Raw genomic sequence first — 22,277 nt, 5'->3', positions numbered from 1 at the left:
ATTCATTTTGAATACAATTTCATTGTAAACGCTTTTTTTACAATAGGCAACTGAAATCATTCAAATTCATTCAATAACTATCAAAATCTTTCACGTTTCTCCATATTAACGTATGTATATAGGGTTTGTAAACTGTAAATTCGACAAAAACAAGGACAATTGTATGACTTTTTCTCCTTATCTTAATGTAAAAAGTCTTTTATATTCATAGTAAAAAACTCCAAGCATTAAAAAACCTCATGCATATGCATGAGGTTACTCGTAACGCAGCGCTTCAATCGGATCGAGCTTAGCAGCTTTATTTGCAGGAAGCATTCCAAACACTACGCCAATAAGCATACTGAACAGCACGCCTACGCATACGACCTGCCAGGATACTAATGACGGCCAGCCGGCGATGGCAGAAACCAGCGCGGCCCCTCCATATCCGATCCCGATCCCAATTAGTCCGCCGATGAGCGTTAATACCACAGATTCAATTAAAAACTGGGTCAAAATTTGTCCTCTAGTCGCTCCGAGAGACTTCCGAATTCCGATTTCCCGCGTTCGTTCTGTCACTGACACAAGCATAATATTCATGACTCCGATTCCGCCGACTACAAGCGATATGCCTGCAATTGAGCCGATAATTGTGGTCATGATTGTTGTGATCTTTCCAATTCCTGCTGCAATCTCTTCCATGTTCATTACTTGATATGAATCCTCAGTGCCGTGATTGTCATTCATCAGCTGTGCCGCTTCTTTTCCGATAGATTTTATATCATCAGCCGATTCGACCTGCAATGACACATTACTGAAGTCACTTGTACCAAAAGACGATTTCATCATATTAAACGGCACATACATTTCACTTAGTCCGAAAGACAGCAAACCTGTTTCCTTCTTCAGTACACCGATAATTTCAACAGGCTGTCCGTTTACCCAGACAACTTCACCGAGAGGAGAGGATTTATCAAACAGCTCTTCGGCCATTTTTTGTGATATAATGCCCGCCCTTTTTCCCGCAAGAAAGTCATTATCAGTAAAGGTTCTCCCGCTTTCTATTTCTAAGGAATTCACTTTCATATATCCGTCGTTAATTCCGTTAGTGGTTACATCGGTTTCTTCCTCGTGATAACGCGCCTTCATGCTTTCAGAAGTGGATGCAACTACTTGTCTTATCCCATCTATCTCTTTTAATCCGCTAATATCGTTTTCTGTGAAAGTTGACTCCGTTACGGCGTTCGGATTGCTTGCAAGCTCTTCGTCACTCGGCATGTAGTATAGTTCAACCGTATTCCCCGGACCGCTGATGGACTGCTTAAGCATCTGCTCGCCGCCCTGCCCTACAGCAACGACAACAATAACAGAGCCAACACCAATGATGATCCCGAGCATCGTTAAAATGGAACGCATTTTATGTGCAAGGACAGAGCTCAAAGCCATTCTGATGTTTTCTAACAGACTCATTCTCCCACGCTCCTTTGTCCGGAGCCCGGAGGAACAATTTCTCCATCTCGCACCATGATGACCCGGTTCGTGCAATCTGCAACTTCAGGCTCGTGGGTAACAAGTACAATTGTTGTTCCCTCGTCGTTTAACGCTGTAAATTGGTCCATAATCGATGCACTTGTTTTTGTATCCAACGCGCCCGTCGGTTCATCCGCCAAAATTAATTTTGGTTCATTGACGATTGCCCTTGCAATGGCCACACGCTGCTTCTGGCCGCCGGATAACTCATTCGGCATATGAATCATTCGATCGGCTAATCCGACCTTTTCTAAGGCTCTTTCAGCTCTCTCTTGGCGTTCTTTTTTTCCAATGCCGGAATAAATCATTGGCAGCTCGACATTTTTTTTAGCGTTTAGCCGCGGGAGAAGCTGGAATTGCTGAAAGACAAAACCGATGGATTTGTTGCGGACCGCGGCCAATTCTTTGTCTTTATAAGAAGAGATGTCTTCGCCGTCCAGCTTATATATACCGGAAGTCGGACGATCCAGACAGCCGATAATATTCATAATCGTTGATTTTCCCGATCCTGACGGCCCCATGATCGAAACGTATTCCCCTTGATTGATGTTCAAATCAATCGAATGAAGAACATCAAACGTTTCTCTGCCGATCTGGTAGCTTTTTCGCACTTTAGAAAGCTGAATCATTTATGCTTTCACATCCGTTCCGTCAGCCAAATCATCAGCAGGATTTAAAATGACTTGGTCATCCTTAGAAATTCCTTCTTTGATTTCCGTTACGTCGTCTGTTACTTCACCGATTTTGACATCGACTCGCTTGGCTTTACCATCCTTTACTGTATACACGTAATATTGATCATCTTCTTTTTTAACTGCCTTAGAAGGAAGCGTATTGGTTTTCCGCTTATCCGTCTCAATATTCATAATGAATTTAAAACCCGGCTTTCCTTCTGGAAGATCGCCTTTTATTTTAACTTGAAGCGGGTATTGAACCGCCTGATCTGTGCCAGCTGCTGCCGCGGCGTTTTCCTGCTGATCCGGCACCAGCCCGACAGCGGAAACTGTCCCTCTCCATGTTTTATCCTGAATGACATCTGAAGTGAGTGTGACCTTATGGCCTTTTTTGACTTTAAGTGTATCGTATTCAGATAATTTCCCTGAAACAACAAGGTTTTTAGGATTACCAATATGTATGACAGGTTCTTGAATATCTGATTTTTTTGAAGCCGCTTCTTTGTTGACTGAAATTACAGTGCCATCGATCTCACTTTTCACTTGAAGATCTGACATTTTATTAGCAAGCGACTGCCGCTGAAGCTCAGTTTGCTTTAATTCAATTTGAGCCGTTTTTTCCTGCATTTCAAGCTCTGTGCGCTCAGATTCAATTTGTTTTTCTGCTTCTTTCTTTCCGAGCTGTTTTGTCAGTTCTTTTTCTTTATTGTCCAACGCTTGTAACTTTTCTAGAATCTGATCGATTTGCAGCCGGTTCGATTCAGCGGTTAATTCATTTTGTTCTTTTTCCAGACTGAGCTGCTCATTCGAATAAGTGACTAACGGCGTACCCTTTTTGACTTTGTCGCCTTCCTTCACTTTAATGTCATGCAGAGTACCTTTATCCGCTTCATAAAACACATATTGTTCATCTAAAAATTCAAGTGTGCCTGGAACCATAACTGTTGACGATATCTTTTTTTCTTCGAGGCTTCCCGTCTCCACCTTCTGGCCGGCGCTGCCGCTTGCAGGAGCGGCAGACCGGTAAATATTAATTCCAATAAAAAGAGCGACTAAAGCTGCAATCCCAATTCCGATCCAGACTTTTTTCATCTAATTATGCACCTGCCACAGAGCTTATTGATCCTGAAATAAACGAAAATGCGACCAAAAGGACGAAAAGAATAATAACGGATATCCACCCTGCTTTTTTTGAGATGCCTCCCGTTTTATGAAGACCGATCGCTAATAATACATAGCTCCAAATGCTGAAGATTTCAAATGTATTTAATACGCTTGCTAAAGGCATGTCTGAATGAATAATTCCAGCAAGTGATGTCATGCTGTAAAGTGAACTTGCATCAGTTGTAAAAGCTACAATTCCATTAACCAATAATCCTAAGCTGCTGATTAAGGAGACAAACAGACCGAGAGAAAGCATTTTCTTATACGTCGTTACGCCTCCTGATATTTTCACGCAGAGCCAATAAATGAGAGGCGCAATAAATAAAGCTGCAATTCCGCCAAGAATAGAACCTGCCATTGCTCCAAATTTGGTAATGGTTGCGACAGTTGAAATTTGCTCAGGCGATAAGCCTTCAGTATCGGTCGCTTTAAGAAGCTCGCTATAATCCGTTCCGAGACCCTGCAATACAGCACCAACTATGATGATTGCCGCAACAATTAAGAGCGGGCCCCATACAACCGGCCTTTCTCTTATTCTCTCAAATTGAATTCCAGGACTTGTGATCACGCCAAAAAGGGATGGCTTTTCAGTTGTTACTCCACCGTTTTTTTCTACATTTGCTTCCATATATAAATCCTCCTTTAACATATCTAGCTGATAATACGTAAGGACCTAAAAAAAGTTTCATATTTTTTAAAAAATATCCAAATCATTCAAAAGAACTTCCTGATGTTAAAACTGAAGGCTTTTATTCTGCAGCGATGCTGTACTGCGATTTCACCAGTCCTGCGTAAATACCTCTTTTCCCAAGCAGCTGTTCGTGATTCCCCTCTTCTATTTTCCTGCCGTGATCTAGAACGATGATATGGTCGGCGTCGCGGATCGTCGACAGTCTATGGGCAATCATGACGGCTGTACGATCTTTCAGCAATGTTTTTAAAGCCTGCTGGATTTTGACCTCTGTCTCTGTATCAATGCTTGCCGTGGCTTCGTCAAGAATGATAATAGCAGGATCTGCGAGCAGCGCTCTTGCGAAGGAAATGAGCTGGCGCTGGCCGGCGGATAATACGCTTCCCCTTTCTTCCACCTCTGTTTCGTATCCTTCTGCTAAACCAGAAATAAACTCATTCGCTCCGACTGCTTGAGCAGCTTTTATTACTTCTTCGTCTGAGGCATCCGGCCTTCCGAAGCGAATATTTTCCATAATCGTTCCGGAGAAAATAAACGTGTCTTGAAGCACAATGCTGATTTGAGAGCGCAAACTGGCAAGGGATAGGTCTGTTATCGGAATGCCGTCTATTTTAATGGTTCCTCCTGTTGCATCATAAAAACGGCTGATTAAATTGGCAATCGTTGTTTTCCCGCTCCCTGTGTGTCCGACAAGTGCAAGTGTAGAGCCTGCAGGAATGGAAAAGGAGACAGAATGAAGAGCCTTTCGTTTTTCATCATAAGAAAATTTAACCTCTTCGAAGCTGATATGGCCTTTTATATTTTTCTTATGAATGGCTTCCGGTTTTTCCTTGACGTTCGGCTGTTCATCTAAAAATTCAAAAATCCGCTCTGACGAGGCCATCCCCATTAACAATTGGTTATAAACCTGGCCTAATCTTGAAATAGGCTCCCAAAACATGCCTAAATAGAAGGCAAAAGATACGAAGACACCTATCGTAATGGTTTCGTTCATGATGAGTGTGGCGCCATACCATATTAATACGGCTGTCCCTATCGCATTTGTCATTTCTACCAGCGGACGGAACACAGCATTTTTTCTTGTTGCTTCCTGCCATGATTGGTAGTTTTCTTGATTGACTCCGTCAAAATACGTCATGTTTTCTTGTTCCTGCGTGAAAGCCTGCGTTACGCGGATACCTTGGATGCTTTCGTTTAAGTGGGAGTTCAGCTTTGATTGCTTCAGGCGAACCGTTTGCCATGAACGGCGGATTTTTTTTCTGAGACTTGTTGAAATAAAAAACATAATCGGCAGAGTCACCATGATGGCTATGGTCAGTTCAGGACTTAGCGTGAATAAAATGATGACGACTCCCGCCAAAAGCAATAAATCTGTTAATAAGTTAATTACGCCGCTTGTGAAAAGCTCCTGAAGGGAGTTAATGTCATTCATAATTCTGACGAGAATAGACCCTGCCGATCTCTGATCGAAAAATCGATGGGACAAGCGCTGCACATGGGTAAATAAATGCTGGCGCAAATCGTAAATGACATGCTGGCCAAGCTGGTTCATCCATCTGATCCTTAGCATATTGGCTGCATAATTAACTGCGTATAAAACACTGATCAAAATCATCAGCTGCATCAGCAATTCCGAATTCTTTGCTGTAATGGCTTGATCGAGAACATAAACACCGATCAGAATGGGAATGACAAGCTTCACAGCAGTCCCAATCAAAACGGTGAGAAAAGAAAGCGGCAGAATTGTTTTTCGATACGGTTTGACATAGCTTAACAGCCGCCACATTTGAGCCCAGTTAAACGGTTTTTCAATGATTTCATCTGAAGAATAATAGAAACGTTCCAAAATCCCCTGTTTTTTTGCTTGTTTCATATGTTCCTCCCTATCCGACCTGATGCGGCTCATTTATCATATTGGCATCCCGGTATTGCAAATCGTATATCTTTTTGTAATAGCCGTTTTTGGCAAGAAGCTCGTGATGAGTGCCTCTTTCACGAATGCTGCCTTTATCGAAGACGAGAATTTCATCTGCGTGTTTCAGTGATGAAATTCGGTGAGCGATGATAAACGTTGTGCGGTTTTTCATGACATCTTTTAACGCAAGCTGTATGCTGTGCTCCGTTTGCATATCTACTGCACTTGTAGCGTCATCTAATATTAAAATGCTTGGGTTTAAGCAGATGGCTCTGGCAATAGCAATGCGCTGCTTCTGGCCGCCTGAAAGCCCCAGTCCCCTTTCTCCAAGCATGGTGTCATATCCGTCAGGCAGTTCCATAATAAACTCGTGAGCCTGAGCCCTTTTTGCCGCAGCTATAACATCCTCGATCGAAGCATCCGGCTTCCCGTATGAAATATTTGATCGAATAGTAGATGAAAATAGGAATGATTCTTGAGGTACGACTCCAATATTTGAGCGAAGGGTTTTTAATGAATAATCTGTGATAGGTTTATGATCAATCGTGATGATTCCGCCTGCCGGACTGTAAAATCTAGTGAGGAGCTGTGTGACTGAGCTTTTTCCAGATCCCGTAGGGCCCAAAAGTCCGATCATCTTTCCGCTGTTGGCTTCAAAGCTTACATTGGAAAGCGCGTTCGTTTGCTCATTTTTGTATGCGAGAGTCACATCTTTGAATGAGACATCTCCGGTTAACTTTGGCTGGTGTAAAGCATGAGCATGGTCTTTAATGTCTTCCTCTTCATCAAGAATATCTAACAGACGCTCTCCTGAGGCTTTTGCCTGAGAAAACATATTAATCACAAAACCTAAGTTCATGATCGGCCACATCATATAACTGACAAGACTGAAGAAAGCGACAAGCTCACCCGGATTCAGCTGATTTTGCATGACCAAATAGCCGCCGTATGAAAGAAGAGCCACAATACAAATATTGCCAATAAATTCCATCAGCGGAAAATACGCAGACCAGATGAATGACGTTTGTAAATATGTTGTTCTGTAGGCCGCATTTGCCTTATTAAAGGCGCTAATTTGAAAATCTTCTCTTGATAGTGACTTAACTGTGTTGATGCCGCTGATATTTTCCTGCACCTTTGTATTGAGCTTCGCAAACGATTTTCTGATACCTCGGAAGGCAGGGTGTACTCTTTTGTCAAATTGATATACTGTGATCGCCAGAAAAGGCAAAGCAGCGATTGTTACCAGCGTAAGAGGGACCGAATAGTAAAACATGACTGATAAGCTGATCGCAACCAGCAAGCCGAATCGAATAAACTCAGCAAGCCCATAGGATAAAAAAAACCTAAGCCCCTCAACATCGGCTGTCAGCCTGGACATCAAATCACCTGTTTTGGCATTGTCATAGTAAGAAAAAGAAAGCCTCTGCAGTTTTCCATACAGGCCATTTCTCAGCCGATAAACAGATTTGATTCCAAACATATCACCTAAATACTGATGAAAAAAAGTGGCGGTTCCTTTTACAGCCATTACCGCAATAAATCCCAGACTGACCCATACTGCAAGCTGATACTGTCTCCCCAGTACGATCTCATCAATCGTAATTTGAAGAATGATCGGATAAACGACCGTTATCGCTGTCATCATAAACATCGCCAGAAGCGACCACATAAACACCTTTCTGTACGGCCAATAAAATGATTTTAATCTTTTAAATGTCTCCATATCCAGCACCCTTCCAGTTTTTTCACCCTTACTATATCGATTCCCGAAATAAATTTCTATTAATTTTTCAAAATTCAATCTAATGATGGAGATGGTCTCTTACTTTATATGGTGGGACTATGTAAAATAAATGCTTACAGAAAATCATTGTATGCAGGATGAGGAGCAGGATATGCAAAAAACGAGAGATATGGCTTCTAACGCAAAAACCGGACGGCTTTATCGCCGTCCGGTTTTCATCCCCCGCTGACAGGAGGAATAACAGCCACCGTGTCACCGGAAGATATAGAAGTATTTTCTTTGACGTAGCTTTCATTTACGGCAATCATAGCCGTATCAATTGATTCGAGTCCGTATTGTTCCTTTAATACTGCTTTTACATCATCGGTTGTTGCTTGTTCCATATCAATTTCAAGCGTTGACGTGCCGGCCTTTTCAGCAAGTCCCGCAAACAAAAGAATTTTAATCATGCTGCTCTCCCTCACTTAGATCTGGTTTTCCATTCGGATAAGCTGTTGTCTCAAGCTGGTCACCAATCCATTGCTCTCCGTCTTCCCAAATTTCTTTTTTCCAAATAGGCACTATTTGTTTAATGCGTTCGATTGCATACTCATTGGCTTCATAAGCAGCTTTTCGATGGGGAGAAGATACAGCGATGACAACTGCCGCTTCGCCGATATCCAGTACACCGATCCGGTGTGTGATAGCAGCTGAGGTACCTTTCCATTTCTCTTCTATTTCAGCCCCGATTTGGGCCAGCATCTGCACAGCCATCGGTTCATAAGCCTCATATTCCAGCCTGATTGTTTTTTTTCCGTTTGTCCACTCCCGAACCGTCCCGATAAACGTGGTAATAGCTCCGGCTTCCCGTTTCTCTACCTTTTTTATGATATCTTCAGTAACGATGGGTGTTTTCGTGATCTCAAATCGACCCATTACACAGATTCCCCCTTCAGCTGTGAAAGCACATAATCAACTCCTGCTGGATCATCCGCGTGAAAAACGGGTAATCCTTGGTGCGAAGCCATTTGTTCTTTTTCTCTGTACATGATTGCGATTATATTTACTGCCTGCAGTTCGGCCAGATCATCCTTATCTCGTACTATAACGACTTTAGGGTAAGGAGCTTTTTTAAAGCCTTCTATGAGCAGGCAATCCATATCGAGAAAGCGATATAACTCGATCAGCTGCGGGAGATCCCATTTACGGCGGGCCGTAAGCTGTAAAACACCCGCTCCTTCTACTGCTGTTATATCAGCTCCTGCGGCTTGGTAACGGTCAGTGTCTTTTCCTTCAGTGAATGCTTCCGGTTCGCCTCCATGACCATGATGCTTCAAGCAGCCTGCATGCAGCCCCTGTTGTGCGGCTTTTTTAAGTATACGCTCTATCAACGTTGTTTTTCCGCTGTTTTGGAACCCTACAATTTGGACGATTGGGAAAGGACGGACCAAGGCCACTCACTTCCATTCTCTTCTCTGATCAGCAGCACGTGAACCGTTCTGCCCGATTCGTAACCTCTCGTACCGCCCGGCAGGATGATAAACGCATTCGCCTCTGCAAGTGAAGTGACAGAGCTTGACTTATCCAATCCAACGGGAGCCGCTAACAGCTTTCCTTCCTGATGGTGTACATAAGCACGTACAAATCGGGTAAAAGGATTTGGCTTAGGAAAGTCCTTAGTCAAAACAGCTTCTGCGCAAATGGGATGCGGTTTATCATGAAGCAGCCATGTCCGGATCATCGGTTTTACAAACAGTTCAAAACCGACATAGCATGCCGATGGATTACCTGACAGCCCAAACAGCAGCATATCATTTGCATGAGCCACAGTCGTTACACTTCCTGGACGCATAGCAACTTTATTAAAGAGCACTTCCGCCCCGAGTCTTTCATAGATTGCAGGCAAAAAGTCAAAGTCACCAACTGACACGCCGCCTGTTGTGATTAGAAAATCAACCTTTTCCATTGCTTCTTTGACCGCAGCAAAGCTTTGATCAAGATCATCGGAAATTTTCCCTAAGTAAAGAGGTGAAGCGCCAGCTTCAATGACTTGTGCATATACCATACTTGCGTTGCTGTTACGGATTTTCCCCGGCTCCAGTGGGTCACTGACATTCAGCAATTCTGTGCCGGTTGCGATGATCCCAACAACAGGCTTTCGCACGACAGGCACAGAAGCGTATCCAAAGGTTGCCAGAAGAGCTGTTACTCCCGGGGTAATTCGAGTGCCCTTTCTGACTAAAACGCTCCCTTTTCGAGCATCTTCGCCTGTTTTTGAAATATTGTCCCCTGGGTGGAAGCGGCGTTTTAAGGACATAAACGGCTGACCATTCTCTTCAAAGGTTTGAGTCAGCTCAATCATGACCACGGCATCCGCGCCTTTTGGAATTTGCGCACCTGTCATGATTCGCACTGCCTGAAACGCAGCAAGTTCTTTCTCAGATACAGCCCCTGCTCCGATATGGTCAATGACCTCAAAGCGGACAGGGTGCTCGCGTGAAGCTTCAGCCGTATCGCATGCTCTGACAGCAAAACCGTCATATGGCGAACGGTCAAATGCAGGCACATGGTGATCTGCCGTTACATCTTCAGCTAAAAATCGATGAAGGCTGTTTTCAAGCGCCACCCATTCTGTTTCCCCTCGTTTTTGAAATCGGCCAACACGCCGAACAGCTTCATCTACCGGTATCGGTGTTCTTTTCTCCAGCATTCTGAACCCTCCTGTTGTTACAATCCGATTACTCTTGCCAACACAGAATTGGCTTCTTTCACATCACTTGTTCCGTGAATCAGAGCCCGTCCGTCATTAAAAATAACGATTCTAAAATGTTCATAATAGATATGAAGCAAAAATGCATTGGCCTCTACCTTGCCGATTGTTTTCAGCCGACTGACGAGCTCCTGCTTCGGTATTCTTTTTAATGACTCTGATCTGACTTGAACCGTATCACGGCCGCACAGTACAGCGGCTTTTGGCGTGTTCCAGTCTTGAAGATAAGGATAAACTGCGTGTGCGCCGCATGACGGACAATCTTCGACTCGTACATCGCTAACGTTTATTTTCATATGTGAATTGTTCCAGACATCAAACGTGACAAAGCCGCGCTGTATCGCTTCTATGTTTCCCGTTAACAGTTTCAGCGCTTCTGCCTGCTGATAGGCTGAAACCATATGGACCGCAGGGGGAATAATTCCCGCTGTATCGCACGTCGCTCCGCCGACAGGAATTTGTTCAAACAAACAAGACAAACAAGGTGTCTCCCCCGGTATGATCGTCATGAACATCCCTTGACTGCTTACACATGCGCCATAAATCCACGGTGTCTTTGTTTTCTGAGCTAGATCGTTGATAAGCATACGTGTTTCAAAATTATCTGTCGCATCGATAACAATATCCGCTTTTTCAATCAGCGGTTCAAGTGTTTCAGCCGTCCCCTCTGTAACATATGCCTCAATATGTATGCCGCTGTTTATAGCGGATAAATGTTCTTTGGCAGCCATAGCTTTCGGCATGCGGAGTTCTGCATCGCTTTCTGTATAGAGCTGCTGCCTTTGCAGATTGCTCCATTCTACATAATCACGGTCAATGATGGTGATGGTTCCCACTCCCGCTCTCGAAAGCCCTTCAGCTCCGGCTGTTCCGAGCGCTCCTGCTCCTACGATCAGCACGCGGCTGTCTGCCAGTCTTTGCTGGCCCTCTTCTCCAATTTGCTTAAATCTGATTTGCCGTGAATAACGCTCCTCCATCAAACCTGATCTCCTTATCTTTTATGTCAATCATACCATGTTTTTCTCCCGTCAGTCCCAGCAGGAGAATGTCTTGAATTCTTCCAAACGCCTATAGTCATCGCGTGTATTAATATTCATAAACTCTTCCGGCACTGCCGCGATTTCCTCTGCCTGTACGTAACGAACTGAAATACGGTCTAACAAATCTGATATTCTTAATTTTTTCTCGGATAGCTGTTCATATAGAATAGGCATGATCCTTTTATGATACAGTGCTATCAATGGCTGCTCTCGTCCGCCTGATATCGGGATGACAGCGTCCGTATCGGCAGTCACCATGCGCCTGAGTTCCGCCATCGTCCTTCTACGTATTAACGGTGTGTCACAGGATAGAATCGTATAAAGGTCACCGTCTGTCTTTTCAAAAGCAGTATAGATACCAGCCAATGGGCCCATTCCCTGGAACGGCTCCGCGTCTTGATATACTTCGGTTTCGCCATTTTCTTGAAATCTATCGATAAACTCGGGACGGCTGATGATGACCGCTTGCTCACCAAGCGCCTTTTTAGCCCACTCGTAAAACATGTGGCCTTTCCATTTTACAAAAGCCTTTGGCTCCCCAAATCGGCGTGAGGCTCCTCCTGCTAAAAGTACATTTATATGCTTCATGCTCTCACCTCTAGTTACCAAAAGCATAGCAAAAGCAAGGCTCCAACGCCAATGCTTGTCTGTTTATTAAAGAGGAATAGCTGTTCAGTATTTGCATATTGTAATGTTAACATCATGAGGGAGATGGTTCGCTTGAAAAGATCAGGTCCTTTTTTCCATGACGTGTCACAGGAGAACCTTTATTTAAAATCAGAGCTGTCAAGGTGCCATAAACTTATTTCCGAGCTTGAGGCAAGCTACTTCCATCAGAAAAATAACAAACTGCTCAAAGAAAATACCAATATGAAAGAAAAACTTCAGCAGCTGTCTGCTGAGTTAAAGCAAATGTCAATGAAAGAAAAACACGCCTCCCATACGAGCCATACACTGCATCAAATGAGAGCCGAACTGCTCGATAAAATCGTCACCTTGCAGGAGCTTCTTTCCGCGGAAACCTACAAACGCAAAACTGAAATTGAAGAAAAACATAAGCTTCATATCGAAAAAATCAAAATTGAGGAAGAAAATAAAAATTTGCATAAACAAATCATTCATCTTAATACCTCTATCCAGCGAGAACAGCACGAATTGTTTCAAGCAAAGCAGCAAGCCGAAACGATAAAAGCCGAAAACGGACGCTTAAAAGAGCAAATGATAGAAAAAGAATACCAGCTAAAACATATCAAAATAGAAATAGATCATATGAAAGATCGAATCATAGAAACGAAAGAAAGGCTGCTTGAAATAGAAAAAACGAAAGAAAAACTATTTCAAGAAACTATTATTTCGTACAAACGGCAGCTTGATGAAAGTGATGCCTGGATTGCTTCTCATTTTGCCGATATTGATGGCGGCGCAAAACAGAAAGAAAAAACGGCAGAAGAAGCTCAAACCGTTTACGCACCGTCAAGTCATGTAGAGACCATCCTTGAAGATGTCACAAAACAAGTAAATGAGCTTCAAAAACAGCTGACCAGAGCCCAATCATCTGACCAGCTTATCAATCATAAAATTGAAGAGCTGAAGAGCCGCGCCGCCGAAGAAAAACCTTATCAAAAATGGGTGTATAAGCTTAATCTTGAAAAAGAAAATAAACCTTCCTCGAAAAAAACCCAATAATAAAAAAACTGCTTGAGCTCGCCAAGCAGTTTTTCTGTTTGCTTATTCTGTTGCTGATTCAGTTGATTCAACGGATTCGATTTCGCCCTCTAAAATGTACTGGCCGCGATACGGTTTTTTCACTTCAGGATACATTTTAATTAAGCTTTGCATAAACGTTGTCATATTAGGAATTTCCAGACCGCTTTCCTTTTCAATCTCTTTTTGAAGTTCGGAACTTTTAATTGCCGCGTTGTGGCGTTTTAATGTTTTAATAGCCGCTTCACGCAGTTTAGCTGCTTTTGACCCCGGTCTTGCCGTCCCTCTTCTTCTTCTTGTCGCTCCATCTGGTATACCGGCAGGAAGAGAGGAAATAGTTTGAAGCTGAGGCTGGGCGGACTGCTGCTGTGATGGCGGCTGATAGCTTCTGATTTCCTGAGCTGCAAGCTCGGCGAGAACTGGCAGAGAGTCGGTTTTTCTTTCAGAACGGAACTCCTTTTTCGTTTCGGAAGGGCTTCCATTTCTGTCCAGCTCTCTTAATTTTGCATATATTTTATCGCGTTCAATTTGATATTCACGAATGACTTTCACTTCAGCTTCATTTAATTGTTCTAATCGCAAGCGCAAAGCTTCTCTTTCATTAAACATTCCTCAATGTACCCCCTATCAGAATTAACATCTTTAATTAAGATATTAGATTACAAAAGTAATTTTATCAACTATTATTTTAGCATTTTACTATTATATTTACTCTATGAAAAATTCCTTATTTTCTGAAAATGTTTTATTTTTCAACAGACCTCTTTATCCACAAGGGTTTAAAGCTTATGCCAATCATTTGGAATAATGTTGAAATTCTATCTTTTAATTACTTCTTTAATGAAATTTAGTGTAATATCTACAATTTTCGCGTTCTGAGATATGAAAAATATCTAAATTTGCAGAAAAACATAAGAAATTAGGTCTCTTTTTTAGAAGATAAGTCATTAAAAAAGGTTTTTCTTATACCCAAATATGGAAAAATAAGCTTCTTACTCTTTTCCTTTTTTTGCACAAATAAAAAAACCTGAGGTTATCAGGTTTTTTTATTTGTGCAACATTATTCAGCAGCTTGTTCTGTTTCAGCCAGAACGCGGTTCACACGTTTTTCAAGCATTTTCATGCCGCTGCCGCCCGCTTGAAAATGACGAAGCTGGCCGGTTTTATCAAACACATAGTACGCAGGCACATACTCGTTTTCAAATGCGTCGGTTAAAGCGTGGTCGCTATCAACAAAAATAGGCTGAGTCATGTCATGTTCAGCAGCTACTTCCTTGATTTTGTCGAGATCCAGGTCGTCTTCGGAACGAGGCATATGAACAGCTACAACGTTCAGCTTGTCTTGATATTTGTCACGGAATTCATTCACCTGCGGCATTGCTTCTTTGCACAGGTGACAGCTGATAGACCAGAAATGAATCAGTGTCGGTTTTTCTCCAATCAGTTGTTGTTTTGTTACTTCACCGTTGAACCAAGCTTTTTCTCCTGTCAATTCAGGCATTGGCTGACGTAATTTCATCGCTTTTTCCTCCTAGTGAGCAGTAAGAGTCAAAAAGGCCTAACGAATGTTAGACCTTTTTCTTTCGTTCTAAAAAGAATTAAAGTGTTTTTTGACCTGGTTTCCAGTTAGCCGGGCATAGTCCGCCTGTTTGAAGTGCTTGCAGCACTCGAAGCGTTTCATCAACGTCACGGCCGATGTTGTTATGGAAAACCGTTTGATATTGTAGCTCGCCTTCAGGATTGATAATAAACAATCCGCGAAGTGCAACGCCTTCTTCTTCAATTAAAACGCCATATTCTCGGGATACTTCATGGTTAGTATCAGCAGCAAGCGGATATTTCAGCTGACCTAGACCATTTTCTTTGCGGTCTGTGTTGATCCACGCCAAGTGGGTATGGATTGTATCAGTTGAAACGCCGATCACTTCAGCATCAAGATCTTCGAATTCGTCATAACGGTCAGACATCGCTGTAATTTCTGTCGGACAGACAAAAGTAAAGTCCATTGGATAGAAGAAAAGAACCGTCCATTTGTCGTTTTTCATGTTTTCTTCAAGACTAACTTTGCCAAATTCCTTATTTGCAAGGACTGCTTCCATTTCAAAACGAGGAGCTTGTTTACCTACCATACGTTCTGCCATATGTATCCCTCCAATTGATAGTTTGGCTATAAAAGCCAGACGGATAAGAAATTAAAGGAAAATATCCCTTATTTCGTTAATAACATCACAATGACCATTATATCGAAGCGCATTTTCACAGTCAATTTTTAACAAAGAATACATGTCTTTGCCTTCGACATTTTACGTTAAAAAGTTTAACATGTTCATGTATAGGGAAACAAATTTTAACATGCTGCAACACATTCAGAAAGGAAGCTCCAACATGGATTTTATTACACACTATGATTGGGCAGGTCTTGTCACCAATGCGGGTGTTTTACTCATTAAGCTCGTCATTATGATTTGCCTCTATTTTATCGTTCGATCTGTAGGCATGAGAATTATTAAACATCTATTTGCAAAATTTGAAGCGCAAAACAACCTGACTATTGGACGGGCTCACACGCTCCGAAGCCTGACACTTAATGTATTTGCTTACATATTGATTTTTATTTTTTTCGTTATGGTTCTGGATTTGTTTCATTACGATCCGAGCGCTCTTTTAGCAGGTGCGGGAATTGTAGGTTTGGCGGTCGGTTTTGGCGCCCAAGGCCTTGTCAGCGACATCGTGACAGGTTTTTTTATTCTGCTTGAAAAACAATTGGATGTCGGAGATTATATAACCGTTGCAACCTTTAATGGAATTGTGGAGCAGGTCGGTTTAAGAACGACCCAAATCCGCAGCTTTGACGGCACACTGCATTATATCCCGAATCGGAACATCACAAATGTAAGCAACCATTCCCGCGGAACGATGCAGGCGCTGGTTGATATTAAAGTCCCTGCTGAAAGAAACCTCGATGAAACCATTCACATCTTACAACATGTATGTGACGAAACGGCAGCTGCTCTTCCGCAAATTAAAGAGGGCCCTAATGTTATCGGCATTCAAGAGCTGGGAACCTCTGAAATTGTGATCAGAGTCATTGCCAAAACAGAAAATATGGAACAGTGGCGGGTCGAACGCGTGCTGAGAAAAGAAATAAAAACAGCACTCGACCGCGCTTTTCCTAAAGAAACAGAATAACAAAAGAACCGAAGCTTTTGCTTCGGTTTTTACTTTATTGAATTCTGCTTTCAACTTCGCTGCAAATTTCTTCAGCAGTCATCCCGGAAGCTGTAATGACTGGTGCTTGTGTTACTGTATCGGCAATACCTTGCACATTGTTGTCTAGCCCTGTTACGACACAGCAGTCACAGCCTTTTGCATCTGCAGGACTTTTCATCATGACAACGTCATATCCTTTTTCTCTTAATGCAGCTTCTACATCTGATAACGACTGTTCAATTCCAATTTTTTTTGTCATAAAGAACACCTCCGTTAAATAGGGTGCTCATCATATGGCATTTTATTCTTTCCATTGTACTTAATTGGCATAAACAGAAAAATAACCTGTCATCACGTTAACCGCTGTTTCGATCGCATTTTCATCAGGATTCAGCTTCGCGTGATGGAGTCCGTGCGATGAATCAGCGCCGAGCCAGAACATGAAACCCGGATATTTTTTCAGCATGTAGCCAAAATCCTCTCCGGTCATCGCTTCTTTTGCTTCAATTACTTGTGCCAATTTGTGCTCAGCAACAAAAGACATAAATTCCTCTGTGAGCCCGCTTGTATTGTAAACTTGGTGATACACAGACGGATACGTCACTTTTCCTTTACAGCGAAAGCCGATTTCGATTCCTTTCACTAAATCTTCGATCCGTTCCTTTACCTGCTTCATGGATTCTTCAGAAAGCGTGCGGATTGTGCCTTCCAGGTGAGCTGTTTGCGCAATGATATTTTGCGCGGAGCCGCCCGTAATCGTACCGATAGTAATCACAGCGCTGTCCAGCGGGTCCGTATTTCTGGAGATGATTGTTTGCAGTTGAGTAACGAGTGTGCTTGCCGCTACAACCATATCCTCAGCTAAGTGCGGATAAGCTGCATGCCCCCCTTTGCCTTCCAGGTCAATGACAAGCTCTGATGTATTCGCAAAAAGCAAACCGCTTTTTGTCGCGATGGTTCCGACCGGCAGCTCTGGAGCAATATGAAGCGCAGTGATGAGATCAGGCTGCCACTTTTTCAAAACGTCGCTCTCTAGCATCGGTTCCGCTCCGCCTGGACCTTCCTCTGCCGGCTGGAATAAAAAGAGCAGATCCTGCTTAACAGGTTGATGAACAAAGTGGTCGATGATGCCCAGCGCAATCGTCATATGCAAATCGTGTCCGCAGGCGTGCATTTTGCCGTGATGCTCTGATGCGAATGGCAGCCCTGTCTGCTCTTCGATTGATAGCGCATCAATGTCCGCTCGGTATCCGAGCATTTTGTCCGGCGCTGTTCCGTTCACTTTCACAAAAAGCCCTGTTCTCCATTTCTCAATTTCAATTCTGTCTTTCGGATATTGCTCCAAGACGTTTAATAAATATTGCTGTGTTTTGAATTCCTGAAATCCAAGCTCGGGAATACGGTGCAGATCTCTGCGGATTGCAATGAGCTCCTCTTTCTTCATTTTCATGTCCTCCTGCCTATACGAATAAGGCGTGGATATATCATCCACGCCTTTTTGATCAAATCATTCCTTACAGCTGGCGTAATTCCTGCTTGATTTCAGTTTTGCCTTTTGTTTTCTCATCGATATCTTTAATTTTCTTAGCAGGTGTTCCTGCAACAACTGTGTATGGCTCAACATCGTTCACTACGATCGCACCCGCAGCTACAACAGCTCCTTTACCAACTGTTACACCTTCGAGCACGACAGCATTTGCGCCGATCACAACGTCGTCTTCAATGACAACCGGCTTAGCGGATGGCGGCTCAATAACGCCCGCAAGCACAGAACCCGCACCGATGTGACAGTTTTTACCGACAGTAGCTCGTCCGCCAAGGACAACGTTCATATCGATCATTGTACCTTCTCCGATAACTGATCCGATATTGATAGAAGCCCCCATCATGATGACTGCGTTATCGCCGATTTCAACTTGGTCGCGGATGATCGCACCCGGCTCGATGCGCGCTTTTACATCTTTAAGATCAAGCATAGGAATCGCAGAGTTGCGGCGGTCATTTTCAACCACGTAATCCTCGATTTTGCTTTGGTTTTCTTCAATTGCTGTTTTGATTTCGTTCCATTCACCGAAAACAACACCAGTGTTTCCGTTTAGAAAAGCTTTCGCAGATTCACCGAAATTGATTCCTTCCAGCTCACCTTTTACATAAACCTTTACAGGTGTAGATTTTGTACTATTTTGAATAAATGAAATAATTTCATTTGCGTCCATCATTTTCATATGTATAGTCCTCCTCCTGATTTTCTACCTCATTACTGTATCAAAGGAAAGATACAAAGACAAGAAAAAAAGGAAACAGGCGCTCGGCATTTCTTCTTGCATCTATCAGACAGCACAGCCGCTTTTTCTAGCAAATTGTCTGCCGAATTCCTTTAATGCTTCCTCTTCTTCCCCTTCAGGATTCATTTCAACTTTTACGGAAGGAAGCACGATTTCGCCGCCTCGATCTTTTATTTTCTCTTCAAGTGTATCTACAGCACCGCAGAAAAATTCATATGCTGTATCACCGGAACCGAAAACGGCGCATGTTTTACCGGTAAAGTCAAGTGCATCCATTTCTTCGGCAAGGTCGAGAAATTCGTCAGGCAAATCTCCGTCTCCCCATGTATAGGTTCCTAAGATGATATGTTCATAATCATTAAACAGCTCAGCATCATCAATGTCCATCGCTTCAAAACGGTCTACTTCCGCTTCCGCCTCCTGAAGTCCCTTTTCAATCAAATCAGCCATGGCTTCTGTGTTGCCTGACATCGTTGCGTAAACCAGCAAAATCTTCCCCAATTCCGTATTCCTCCTCTAATGAATCATTGCTGAAACTTCGTACGGCTGGACAAATTTACATTCATACAAACCTGCACAAAAGAAATTTTCTCTTTGATTGGCGACTCTCCAGCCATGACCTTTAATGGTATCAAACCATCTTAGCTCTCGGGCCTCAAGATCAGCCTGATAAATCCTCGAATAGCCATTTTCATCTTGAGCCGTAGTGACATAAATAATGCCATCATCCTCTGAAATATCAAGAAACGATTCTTCCTTTTTCATCATGCTGGAATGTATCGTGACTTCTTCAGCCGTTAAAATATGCTGTGCAATGACGGCTCCGCGCTTCCCTTTTACAGAGCCCATTGCAGCAACCAGCCATTTTTCATTGAACACAAGCATGGATGCCGTCATACGGTTGTCTTCTTTTTTTACCATTCGGACAGCGTCTTGTGTGAAATCGTAAGCCCAAATCCCTCCGAAGCATTCGTGTATTTGTGTACCAATATAAAGATTACCGCTGTGCAGACACAGTGAACGGATAACAGGCGGATGTTCAAATTCCGCAAAGGGTTTGGCAACCCGCCACGAAATACCGAAGTCTTCTGATACATAAACGCAATGCTTGCCATGGGCGCAAACAAATCCATCATTCCTGCCCGTAATCGCCCACACTGTCGCATTTGTCGGGAAGCTCGATATCGACCATGTTTTCCCCTCGTCAGATGAACGAATGATCGTTCCCTTTTCACCGACACCGAATAAATAAGGACCGATGTAACTGATGCAGTGTATTTTCGCTTTTAAACGAAAAAGCTTCTTCCAGCCTTGTTCCAAAGAATAATGAAAAATGCCCTCTCTTTTTACTGCCACAAAATAGCCAGAAAACGATGATGCCGCAACAGCTGTCGCACCTTTATGAAACATGGCTTTTTCCCTTGTTCACAAAATCTGCCCATGCAAGAAAACCTCTTGCAAATTCTCTGCAGCTTTCCACGTCATCATCCGTTTCAGGGGCAAGCTCAATTTTAAGTGTTTCTTGATAGACAGCAGCTCCCGCCTCTTGCAGCATGTCACTGAACAGATTGACAGCTTCACAAAATTTTGGATAAGAATAATCCCCCGAGCCGAAGCAAGCTGTTTTCAAGCCGTTCAGCTCGAGCTGCTGAACCTCTTCGAAAAAGTCCTCTGCTTCGTAAGGCAAATCGCCATCCCCCCATGTATAGGTGCCAATGAGCACATAATCATAAGAAGTCAGAGCCGATGCTTCTGCGTCATCCATATCGATGCAATCAATGTCTAAACCATATTCCTGCAGCGTATCTTTTATAATTCCAGCAATGTCTTCGGTATTTCCTGACATGCTTGCATATGTAATCAAGGCTTTTGCCATGTTATCACCTCATAATTGATAATGATTTTCAATATCATATGTACCACTTTAAATGATAATGATTTTCATTGTCAATATGTAAATAAAAAAAGACAGCCTTGTGCTGTCTTTTCTCTTAAAATGGGTGCTCTTGATCAAGCATCTCCTTTACAACTGAAACAAAAGCTTGAACTTGCTTCAGTTCAAAAGCAGGTTCATAGCCTAATAACCACGTATCCCGCCCGATAGGGTTTCCTTTACCGTCTAACAGAGGCATTTTATTGACTTTGTCTTCGTTCTGAAGGGTAACAGACGGCAAAATCGCATATCCGATCCCGTGCAGCGCCATCTGTTTGCACGTTTCAATCTGATCAACCAATATAGTTTGTTTTGGCGATGTTTTAAATTTTTGATGCCACCAATGCTGAATCTCCTGAAAATAAGTGCTGTCGCTTTTAAATTGGATAAACGGCCGTTCTGTATGAGCAATATCTTCTATACAGGATATTTCAGTATCGACTAAATACAGATGGTCTGTCATTAAATAGTCTTTGCGGCCTTTCCACTCGGGGTTTCCTCTAATAATGCCAATATGAACCTGATCCTCATAAAGGCTTTTCAGCATTTCGCTGCTCCAGCCGGTAATAAGCGAAACCTTTGCATTCGGATACTTTTCCACATACGTTTTCAGAACTTTAGGAAGCCAATGCTGGCCGATGATAGAGGCGACAGCGAGCTTCAGTGTGCCGTGAATTTCTCCTTCGAGCTCATCGATATTTTCTCTAATTCTGTCCTGCTCTGACGTAACGTCATTCGCAAACTGAATGATTTTCTCTCCGGCCGGCGTTACCGTCAATCCTTTTTGAGATCTTAAAAATATCTTTGTCCCCCACGCCTTTTCAATGGTTTGTAAACGCTGAGATAAAGCCGGCTGGGATACAAAAAGCCGTTCAGCCGCCTTTCTCATATTTAACTCCTCAGCTAAAACTACGAGCATATGAAGCTCTTGAAGCTGCATGTCGTCCTCCTTTTTATTATCAATAAGTTTTTCTTATCTCCCATTCTAATAAAAACTTAGTTTATGATTCAAGTCCTTTTCACCCCAATTTATGTATGCGCTTTCTTTATTGCTCTGCAAATATAATAAAAAATAGGCCGAGCAGCCTACTTGTTCAATGAGCGAATATGTTTATTCAATTCCTTCAAAACCACTCTTCTCGTGAAGATCCCCTCAAAGACCTGATCATCATTTTCAACGCAAACAAACCCGTTATCAATGACCATGCTGAATCCTTTGATAATCGGATCATTTATATGAAGACGCGGAATATCACTCAGCATGACTTCCTCTACGGTAATCTGGTCAAGCTTTTCGAATTCAATTCTTTCAAGACCAAAAATGCTGTTCATGATCATATTTGTCCCGATTAAGCCGTGTAAACGATAAGACGCATCCAGCACCGGGATGGCCGTGTATCCTGTTTTTGTCAGCACTAATAAAGCGTGCTCCAGGTTGTTCCCAACTTGAACGTGCGCTACTTTGTCCGCCTCAATCATAAATTGTCCGACTGTTGCCTCAAGAAGCTGATCTGATTGCAAGCTTATCATGTTTTCGACCCCTTTTCATTTTCATCAACACATACATTCCCTATACTACAATAATATAAACTTTATCAGTATTTGTCGAAAAGTTTCCTCAATAAAAAAGATACTCTTTTGAGGAGTATCAATTAT

25 protein-coding genes are annotated in these 22,277 nt (G+C 42.7%); 2 read left to right on the top strand and 23 right to left on the bottom strand.

What is annotated here, in order from left to right:
* Positions 1-255: 255 nt before the first annotated feature.
* The 12 genes from LJF29_RS09075 to LJF29_RS09020 form a co-directional block, all read right to left on the bottom strand.
* Positions 256-1,449: an ABC transporter permease gene (locus LJF29_RS09075; protein WP_229148118.1), complete on the bottom strand. Its 1,194-nt coding sequence runs from the start codon at positions 1,447-1,449 to the stop codon at positions 256-258.
* Entirely contained in the window at positions 1,446-2,138 is a 693-nt protein-coding gene (locus LJF29_RS09070; RefSeq protein WP_229148117.1) for an ABC transporter ATP-binding protein, read from the bottom strand. The genes LJF29_RS09075 and LJF29_RS09070 overlap by 4 nt, the downstream gene beginning before the upstream one ends.
* Entirely contained in the window at positions 2,139-3,275 is a 1,137-nt protein-coding gene (locus LJF29_RS09065) for an efflux RND transporter periplasmic adaptor subunit (protein WP_229148116.1), read from the bottom strand.
* A gap of 4 nt (positions 3,276-3,279) precedes the next feature.
* Positions 3,280-3,975 (bottom strand): toxin SDP protection protein YknW, encoded by a 696-nt coding sequence (gene yknW, locus LJF29_RS09060; RefSeq protein ID WP_229148115.1) that lies wholly within the window; start codon positions 3,973-3,975, stop codon positions 3,280-3,282.
* Positions 3,976-4,096: 121 nt separating this feature from the next.
* Positions 4,097-5,911 carry an ABC transporter ATP-binding protein gene (locus LJF29_RS09055; protein WP_229148114.1) on the bottom strand — a complete coding sequence of 605 codons (1,815 nt, stop codon included), beginning with the start codon at positions 5,909-5,911 and terminating at the stop codon, positions 4,097-4,099.
* Between the two features lie 10 nt (positions 5,912-5,921).
* Positions 5,922-7,679, bottom strand: a complete 1,758-nt coding sequence (locus LJF29_RS09050; protein WP_229148113.1) for an ABC transporter ATP-binding protein — start codon at positions 7,677-7,679, stop codon at positions 5,922-5,924.
* Positions 7,680-7,915: 236 nt separating this feature from the next.
* On the bottom strand, positions 7,916-8,149 hold the full coding sequence (moaD, locus tag LJF29_RS09045) for a molybdopterin converting factor subunit 1 (protein ID WP_229148112.1): 234 nt from the start codon (positions 8,147-8,149) through the stop codon (positions 7,916-7,918).
* Positions 8,142-8,615, bottom strand: a complete 474-nt coding sequence (locus LJF29_RS09040) for a molybdenum cofactor biosynthesis protein MoaE (RefSeq protein ID WP_229148111.1) — start codon at positions 8,613-8,615, stop codon at positions 8,142-8,144. Before LJF29_RS09040 ends, moaD begins: the two co-directional genes overlap by 8 nt.
* Positions 8,615-9,136, bottom strand: coding sequence for a molybdopterin-guanine dinucleotide biosynthesis protein B (gene mobB, locus LJF29_RS09035; protein WP_026014702.1), 522 nt, complete (start codon positions 9,134-9,136; stop codon positions 8,615-8,617). Before mobB ends, LJF29_RS09040 begins: the two co-directional genes overlap by 1 nt.
* Entirely contained in the window at positions 9,097-10,389 is a 1,293-nt protein-coding gene (glp, locus tag LJF29_RS09030) for a gephyrin-like molybdotransferase Glp (RefSeq protein WP_229148110.1), read from the bottom strand. The genes mobB and glp overlap by 40 nt, the downstream gene beginning before the upstream one ends.
* Positions 10,390-10,406: 17 nt before the next feature.
* Positions 10,407-11,426, bottom strand: coding sequence for a MoeB/ThiF family adenylyltransferase (locus LJF29_RS09025; RefSeq protein WP_229148109.1), 1,020 nt, complete (start codon positions 11,424-11,426; stop codon positions 10,407-10,409).
* Positions 11,427-11,477: 51 nt separating this feature from the next.
* Complete coding sequence (locus LJF29_RS09020) at positions 11,478-12,077, bottom strand: molybdenum cofactor guanylyltransferase (RefSeq protein WP_168747654.1); 600 nt, start codon at positions 12,075-12,077, stop codon at positions 11,478-11,480.
* Positions 12,078-12,209: 132 nt separating this feature from the next.
* On the opposite strand from LJF29_RS09020, the gene LJF29_RS09015 reads away from it, so the two are divergent.
* Positions 12,210-13,175, top strand: a complete 966-nt coding sequence (locus LJF29_RS09015; RefSeq protein WP_010334069.1) for a hypothetical protein — start codon at positions 12,210-12,212, stop codon at positions 13,173-13,175.
* 42 nt (positions 13,176-13,217) lie between these two features.
* Here the strand turns inward: LJF29_RS09015 and rok are convergent, their stop codons facing one another.
* From rok to ahpA, 3 genes are all read right to left on the bottom strand, one after another.
* Positions 13,218-13,802 (bottom strand): transcriptional regulator Rok, encoded by a 585-nt coding sequence (rok, locus tag LJF29_RS09010; protein ID WP_010334068.1) that lies wholly within the window; start codon positions 13,800-13,802, stop codon positions 13,218-13,220.
* A 451-nt stretch (positions 13,803-14,253) separates the two neighbouring features.
* Positions 14,254-14,712, bottom strand: coding sequence for a thiol-disulfide oxidoreductase YkuV (gene ykuV, locus LJF29_RS09005; protein WP_229148108.1), 459 nt, complete (start codon positions 14,710-14,712; stop codon positions 14,254-14,256).
* Between the two features lie 79 nt (positions 14,713-14,791).
* Positions 14,792-15,334, bottom strand: coding sequence for a biofilm-specific peroxidase AhpA (gene ahpA / locus LJF29_RS09000; protein WP_010334066.1), 543 nt, complete (start codon positions 15,332-15,334; stop codon positions 14,792-14,794).
* Positions 15,335-15,578: 244 nt separating this feature from the next.
* Between ahpA and LJF29_RS08995 the strand changes: the two genes are divergently transcribed.
* The gene (locus tag LJF29_RS08995) at positions 15,579-16,382 is read left to right on the top strand and encodes a mechanosensitive ion channel family protein (protein ID WP_010334065.1); all 804 of its coding nucleotides are present in this window, start codon (positions 15,579-15,581) and stop codon (positions 16,380-16,382) included.
* Between the two features lie 34 nt (positions 16,383-16,416).
* Here the strand turns inward: LJF29_RS08995 and LJF29_RS08990 are convergent, their stop codons facing one another.
* The 8 genes from LJF29_RS08990 to cbpB form a co-directional block, all read right to left on the bottom strand.
* Positions 16,417-16,662 carry a YkuS family protein gene (locus LJF29_RS08990; RefSeq protein WP_010334064.1) on the bottom strand — a complete coding sequence of 82 codons (246 nt, stop codon included), beginning with the start codon at positions 16,660-16,662 and terminating at the stop codon, positions 16,417-16,419.
* Between the two features lie 60 nt (positions 16,663-16,722).
* Positions 16,723-17,847 (bottom strand): N-acetyldiaminopimelate deacetylase, encoded by a 1,125-nt coding sequence (locus tag LJF29_RS08985; protein ID WP_229148107.1) that lies wholly within the window; start codon positions 17,845-17,847, stop codon positions 16,723-16,725.
* 70 nt (positions 17,848-17,917) lie between these two features.
* Complete coding sequence (gene dapD, locus LJF29_RS08980) at positions 17,918-18,628, bottom strand: 2,3,4,5-tetrahydropyridine-2,6-dicarboxylate N-acetyltransferase (protein ID WP_010334062.1); 711 nt, start codon at positions 18,626-18,628, stop codon at positions 17,918-17,920.
* Positions 18,629-18,733: 105 nt separating this feature from the next.
* Complete coding sequence (locus LJF29_RS08975; protein WP_229148106.1) at positions 18,734-19,189, bottom strand: flavodoxin; 456 nt, start codon at positions 19,187-19,189, stop codon at positions 18,734-18,736.
* A gap of 15 nt (positions 19,190-19,204) precedes the next feature.
* A complete protein-coding gene (locus LJF29_RS08970) occupies positions 19,205-20,098 on the bottom strand; it encodes a WD40/YVTN/BNR-like repeat-containing protein (RefSeq protein ID WP_229148105.1) in 894 nt (297 codons plus the stop codon).
* The gene (locus LJF29_RS08965; RefSeq protein ID WP_229148104.1) at positions 20,088-20,564 is read right to left on the bottom strand and encodes a flavodoxin; all 477 of its coding nucleotides are present in this window, start codon (positions 20,562-20,564) and stop codon (positions 20,088-20,090) included. The genes LJF29_RS08970 and LJF29_RS08965 overlap by 11 nt, the downstream gene beginning before the upstream one ends.
* Before the next feature lie 115 nt (positions 20,565-20,679).
* Entirely contained in the window at positions 20,680-21,561 is an 882-nt protein-coding gene (ccpC, locus tag LJF29_RS08960; RefSeq protein ID WP_010334058.1) for a transcriptional regulator CcpC, read from the bottom strand.
* Positions 21,562-21,707: 146 nt separating this feature from the next.
* Entirely contained in the window at positions 21,708-22,151 is a 444-nt protein-coding gene (cbpB, locus tag LJF29_RS08955; protein WP_010334057.1) for a cyclic-di-AMP-binding protein CbpB, read from the bottom strand.
* Between the last annotated feature and the right edge of the window lie 126 nt (positions 22,152-22,277).

This window comes from Bacillus sp. LBG-1-113 (assembly GCF_020708615.1).
In the GTDB taxonomy this organism is placed as follows: Bacteria; Bacillota; Bacilli; order Bacillales; family Bacillaceae; genus Bacillus; species Bacillus mojavensis.
This window is presented reverse-complemented; position numbering and strand designations above follow the sequence as displayed.